Source organism: Kitasatospora sp. MY 5-36 (genome assembly GCF_001182915.1).
GTDB lineage: Bacteria > Actinomycetota > Actinomycetes > Streptomycetales > Streptomycetaceae > Kitasatospora.
This window is the reverse complement of sequence record NZ_LFVW01000803.1, coordinates 1-4,311: the sequence shown is the minus strand read 5'-3', so window position 1 is coordinate 4,311 and position 4,311 is coordinate 1. Positions and strand designations below refer to the sequence as shown.

Below are 4,311 nucleotides of genomic sequence, written 5' to 3'. Positions count from 1 at the left end.
TCGGCCCCAGCTGCAGGAACCCCCCGTACCGCCCTGGCCGCCCGGGCGGCGATGGCCGCCTCGATGACCGCCCGCCCGTGGCTCCACCCCTCGCCCCGCCCGTACCGGCCCGAGCGGTACCTGCGCAGCTGGGACCGGGCCCGCCGGCTGTTCGCCGCCGACTCGGCCGCCCACCCGCAGCGGTACGTGGCCGCCGCGCTGCCCCGGCTGCCCTTCGCGGACGGCGCCTTCGCCCTCACCCTGAGCGGCTACCTGATCTTCGCCTACCCCGAAGTCTTCGGCCCGGAGCGCCAGTTGGCGGCGCTGACCGAGCTGGTCCGGGTCACTTCCCCGGACGGCGAGGTCCGGGTCCAGCCGCTGAACGACGGGCACGGCCGCCGCTGCGGCCACCTCGACCCGCTGCGGTACGCGCTCGGCGAGCGCCGGATAGCCAGCGAGATCCTCCGCTGTCCGGGGCCGGTGGACGGCCGCACCGTGCGGGTCCTGGTGCTGCGGGCGGCCGACCGGCGCCGCCGGTCGGCCGGGCAGCCGGTCATGTAATAGTCACTACTCCGGTTTGCCCCTATACTCGCCGCCATGATCGAGACGACTATCCGGTGCGCAGAGGCGACCGACGCCGACCGGCTCACCGACCTGATCCAGGCCTCCTCCGCGTACCACGGCGAGTACGCGCCGATGATCGACGGCTACCGGGTGACGCCCGACTACATCGCCGGCCACGAGGTGTTCCTCGCCCTCGACCCGGCCACCGACCAACTGCTCGGCTTCTACGGGCTGATCCGCGAACCGGCCGAACTGGACCTGATGTTCGTCGCCGACGAGGCCCAGGGGCGCGGCACCGGCCGCGTGCTGATCGCGCACATGCTGGAGCAGGCCCGCGCGGCCGGCATCGCCAGCGTGCTGGTGGTCTCCCACCCGGACGCCGAGCGCTTCTACCTGCGGGTGGGCGCCGAACGCGTCGGCACCTTCCCCGCGCACGGCAGGATCACCTGGGACCGCCCCGAACTGCGCTTCACCATCCGGTAGTTCCTCCGGTCAGGAGGTCCCCGCGGCCGGCGGCCCGCCCGGCCCGCCCGGCTGGGCCGGTACGGCCTGCGGGGCAGGCCGGGCCGGCTGCTCCGGCGCGAGGGCCGTCCCCTGGAGCCGGGACAGGATCTTCTCCGCCAGCCAGCTGCGGTCCGACCCGTACGGGATGCCCCGCGGGTCCACCAGCTGCGTCGCCACCGCGTCCCGCAGCCGCTGCGCCCCGGCGGCGGGCAGCCAGGAGAGCAGCCCCCGGGCGGCCAGCAGGGCGTGGTACTGCTCGAAGTCCGAGCGCGGGTGCTCGATCGCGTCCAGCACGCTCGGCAGGTCCGCCAGCGCCGGGTCGCCCTGCATCAGCGCGAGCGCCTGGATCCGCCGGCCCTCGGAGCCGTCCGCGAAGAGGGCCCGCACCTGGTCGGCGGTCAGCGCCGAGCGCCGCGCGGTCGAGCGGACCTCCGCCACCACGCCCTCCGGCCCGGCCGGCGCACCGGAGGCGGGCGGCAGCTGCCCGGCCAGGGCGGCCTGGCGCTCCGCGCTGCCGCCCAGCAGCCCGAGCTGCTGCATCGCGCGGACCCGCAGGTCGTCCGCACCGACCTTGTCGCCGTGCCGGTCGCGGTCCTGCCCGGCGAGGAAGAGGTCCAGTGCCTGGTCGGTCTCGGTCAGCACCTGCGGCAGCGCCAGCCTGGTCACCAGCCAGCCGGCCAGGAAGCCGAAGACCAGGAAGTACAGCACGAGCGCCGCCGCGAACGGCACCGCCTCCGGGCCGCCGCCGAGGGCGGGCGCCAGCGCCGTACCGAGGTCGTGCAGCCGCTCGCCGAGCGAGCCGAGCTGGGTCAGCCCGACGCCCAGCAGCACCTTGGTCAGCCAGTCCGAGACCTGCTCCAGATTGGTGTTCGGCGCGTACGAGCCCTGCGGCTCACCGGTGCCGCCACCGCGGACCCGGGGCACCCCGAACAGGAAGCCCAGCCCGCCGCCCAGCACCACCGAGGCCCCGACCACGACCAGTCCGCCGCCGAGCGCCTGCCAGGCGTGCTCCCGGCCGAGCGCGAACAGCAGTAGTCCGAGCAGCCCCGTCCCGGCCAGCATCCCGGTGGCGCACCACCGCGCCGTCCGCAGGGCCGCCCCGCCGTCCCGCCGCCGCGCCTTCGCCATCGCCTACCCCCTGTGCCCGCGCCGCTCCGCTCCGGAACCCGCGCAGACTCTAGCGCCGCGGCCCCGCCCCGGACACGCGACGGCCCTCCCCGGACACGCCACGGGGAGCCTCCGGCACAGGCCGGAAGCTCCCCGGGAACGCAGACGACCCGCGGGCTGCTCCTCTACGCCGGCCCGTGCACTGGCCAGGCGCCGAGGCACCGGGGATGTACCGGTGAGCCCGCGGGCCGGGTGACTGCTGTGGATTTCGCCTGCCGGAGGCCTGGGGCCTCACCCTGCGCAGGCAGGGGCGGCTCTAGCGAGCAGCCACCTCACGCATCCTGACGGTACTCAACTCAGGATCACCTCCCTTCAGTGTGCTGCCAGCCTAGGCAGCGCTCCGGCCGGAGGCAACGGATTATTTCGCGGTCCCCGCGTCCGCCGCTCAGGCGGTCTTGAGCTGGTCCTTGAACTTGGTGAAGTCGATCGTGCTGTCGGCCGACGGGACCTGGACGGTCAGCGGCTTGTCGAACTCGCTGAAGTCGATCTTGCCGTTGCCGTCCTTGGCGCCGGCGTGCTCGATCCGCACCGGGTAGGGCTTGCCCTCGGTCGCGATCTGGAGGGTCGTGACCTCGCCCTTGGAGTCGGTGCTCTTCAGGCTGAAGGTCTTCACGCCGTTGACGTCGCCGGCGGAGCCCTTCTCGACCTTGTCGCCGCTGCTCTTGCCGTCGGCGATCTTCTTGCTGAAGTCGGCCAGGTTGCAGACCTTGGTGAGGGAGCCCATCGACGGGTCGCTCTCGAAGCCGGTCAGGTAGCGGCCCTTGAACAGCTCGGCGGCCTTGGCGCCGTTCGGGCCGCCCACGGCGGTCCAGAAGGCGGTGTCCGGCTTGACGTACGAGGTCTTGCCGTCGCTGATGATCTCGAACTTGCCCATGCCCGGCATCGCCATGGTGCCGGTGCACTGGCTCTTGTTGTCCATCGTCAGGTTCAGCTCCATCGCACCGTCGCCGGTGTCGACGGTGCCCGCCATCTTGAGGGAGGTCGCGGAGGCCAGGGCCTCCTTGGCCTGCTTCTCGATGTCCTGGGCGCTGAGCTTGCCGGTGTCGAGCTTCTGCGCGGAGCCCGCCTTCCCGTCGCTCGTGGCACTGCCGCACGCGGCGGTGCCGGCGGCCAGGACGAGGCATATCGCGGCGGTGCTGACCAGGCGCTTCGACAGCATGTGGTGATTCCTGTCCGGGGTGGCCCGTGCGGCCCCCCAATTGGATGAATTTTTCCTCAGTATGGTTCAGGTCCCTGACAGGTGATCGTCGGACGGGCCGCTGTTACAGCTTCGTGGCAGGACCGTGCCGCGCCCGTACCCGGACATGCGAAAGGCCCGGAGGAAGAATCCTCCGGGCCTTTCCGCTACTGAGTAGCGGGGACAGGATTTGAACCTGCGACCTCTGGGTTATGAGCCCAGCGAGCTACCGAGCTGCTCCACCCCGCGTCGGTAAACACAACAATACGTGGAAGTCGCCGAGATGGGAAATCGGTTCCCCGAGCACCTCTTGAAGGCACCGCTCAAGCTCCTCCGCAGGCACCTGTTCAGGGCACCCGGGCGGCCCGCCGCCGGGCGGGCGCCGCGTGCCGGCCCGTGCGGCACCTCGCCCAGGCCGCGAAGCAGACCAGCGCGGCGAAGCAGGGCACCATCAGCGCCCCGTACACCACCAGGAAGCCGTCCGTGCCGAGGTCGGCGGCGGCGTTCCAGGTGCCGTGCAGCGCCATCGCCAGCAGCAGCCCGGCCGGGACCGCCAGCCGGGCCAGCCAGCGCCGCGCGGTGGTGAGGGCGAGGGCCAGGCCGATCCCGGTGAGCGCGGTGAACAGCGGGTGGGCGAAGGGGGAGAGCAGGGCGCGCAGCACGAAGGTCTGCACGGTGCTGTCGAAGTCGCGCAGGCTGGGCGGGTCGCCGAGGCCGATGCTGTCCAGCCGCTGGCGCTGGTCGCTGGTGAAGGCCCGGCCCAGGTAGAGGGCGTTCTCGGTGAACGCGAAGCCGCAGGCGGTCATCCCGCCGAGCACCACCCCGGCGGCCAGGGTGCGCGGCCGGGAGCGGCGGTGCGGCGCACCGGAGGGCGGGGCCGGGCGCAGGTAGGGCAGCGGCCGCAGGTACGGGCGCAGCCG

The 4,311-nt window shown here is 73.0% G+C and carries 5 protein-coding genes and 1 tRNA gene; 2 read left to right on the top strand and 4 right to left on the bottom strand.

Translation table 11 applies throughout. The features are described 5' to 3' along the window. A partial coding sequence (locus AE652_RS36335) for a class I SAM-dependent methyltransferase (protein ID WP_304414276.1) occupies positions 1–540 on the top strand: 540 nt, incomplete at its 5' end. Positions 541–576: 36 nt separating this feature from the next. Continuing rightward, on the top strand, positions 577–1,026 hold the full coding sequence (locus AE652_RS36330; RefSeq protein ID WP_049659285.1) for a GNAT family N-acetyltransferase: 450 nt from the start codon (positions 577–579) through the stop codon (positions 1,024–1,026). Between the two features lie 9 nt (positions 1,027–1,035). Here the strand turns inward: AE652_RS36330 and AE652_RS36325 are convergent, their stop codons facing one another. From AE652_RS36325 to AE652_RS36310, 4 genes are all read right to left on the bottom strand, one after another. Then, on the bottom strand, positions 1,036–2,175 hold the full coding sequence (locus tag AE652_RS36325; RefSeq protein ID WP_049659284.1) for a hypothetical protein: 1,140 nt from the start codon (positions 2,173–2,175) through the stop codon (positions 1,036–1,038). 424 nt (positions 2,176–2,599) lie between these two features. Beyond that, the gene (locus AE652_RS36320) at positions 2,600–3,373 is read right to left on the bottom strand and encodes a hypothetical protein (protein WP_049659283.1); all 774 of its coding nucleotides are present in this window, start codon (positions 3,371–3,373) and stop codon (positions 2,600–2,602) included. 193 nt (positions 3,374–3,566) lie between these two features. Continuing rightward, positions 3,567–3,640: transfer RNA gene (locus AE652_RS36315), tRNA-Met, on the bottom strand. Between the two features lie 98 nt (positions 3,641–3,738). Beyond that, the coding region (locus AE652_RS36310) for a PrsW family intramembrane metalloprotease (protein ID WP_049659282.1) at positions 3,739–4,311 on the bottom strand (573 nt) is incomplete at its 5' end.